This is a genomic window from Streptomyces misionensis (assembly GCF_007896895.1).
GTDB classification, from domain to species: domain Bacteria; phylum Actinomycetota; class Actinomycetes; order Streptomycetales; family Streptomycetaceae; genus Streptomyces; species Streptomyces misionensis_A.
Genome location: NZ_VOGW01000103.1, coordinates 77,155 through 78,204, shown reverse-complemented (window position 1 = coordinate 78,204; position 1,050 = coordinate 77,155). Strand labels below are relative to the sequence as shown.

Here is a 1,050-nt window from a genome sequence, read left to right as displayed (position 1 = left end):
GGGTGTGCCGGGCTCGTGCGTCTGCTGTGTCATCGAGGAGGCTCCCATCGCTGTGCGTCGTCGCGGAGATCGTCGAAGACCGATGTCAAGGAGTTCAACGAGCGCTGCGTCTGCGGCAGTTCTTCTGGTTCGGGAGCGGTGAGGCACTCCGTGCGCTCCTCGTCGGAGCCGTTCAGCAGGGGCGCGGTGGCGAGCCGGACGCGCAGGGCCGCGAGGTCGTCGCCGAAGCGGTGGCCGCCGGGCGCGGGCATGCCCAGCCGGGCGGTGAGGAAATCCTCCAACTCCTGGGCGTCGCCCACGCCTTGGGCGGCGAGGGGTTCGCGCAGCGGGCCGAGGTCGGCGTAGAGGTGGCGGCCGGCCACCGGGGGGCGGGCGAGCGCGCCGGCCGCGGTGACCGCGGCGTGCGCGGCGGCGGCCAGGCTGGCGTGCAGCCGTACGGTGGCCGCGCGGCGTTCGGCGACCGGCGGGGGCTCGTCCAGGGCGTAGCGGGCGGCCGCGGCGACGGGGGCGGCGAGGCCGGCGCCGAGCGCGGTGAGGATGTCGAGGACGCGTGCGTGCAGGCGCCGTCCGTCGTCGGTGGCGGGGAAGCGGGCGACGGCGGCGGGCCAGCCGGGCGGCAGCAGGGCCCCGGCCAGGTCGGTGACGACGGTGACCTGGTCGGGCCACATCTCGGCGGGGCTGAGCAGGACGGTGGCGTGCGGGTCGTGTACGGTGTCGCGCCAGGTCTCGTCGCTGACCAGGTGCAGGCCCTCGCTGGTGGCGGCCTCGACGGTCTCGTGCAGCAGTTCGGGCGGGCCGACGGTGCCGGTGGGGTCGTCGGCGACGGACAGCACCAGCAGCCCGGGGTCGCCGCCCTCGGCGCGGACCCGGCGGACGGTCTCCAGCAGCGCGTAGGGGTCGGGGACGCCGCCGCTCTCGGCGGGCGTCGGCACGTGGAAGACGGGCCGGCCGAGCACCCGGGCGTAGGGGGCCCACCAGGCGGCGCAGGGGCGCGGGACGAGGATGTCGGCGCCCTCCCCGGCGAGCGCGGCGGTGAGGGCGAGGAGCAGG

At 77.1% G+C, this 1,050-nt stretch carries 1 protein-coding gene; it reads right to left on the bottom strand.

Features of this window, described 5'->3' with window-relative positions; translation table 11 throughout:
- Positions 1-29: 29 nt before the first annotated feature.
- The coding region (locus FRZ03_RS18455) for an aminotransferase class I/II-fold pyridoxal phosphate-dependent enzyme (RefSeq protein WP_146466272.1) at positions 30-1,050 on the bottom strand (1,021 nt) is incomplete at its 5' end.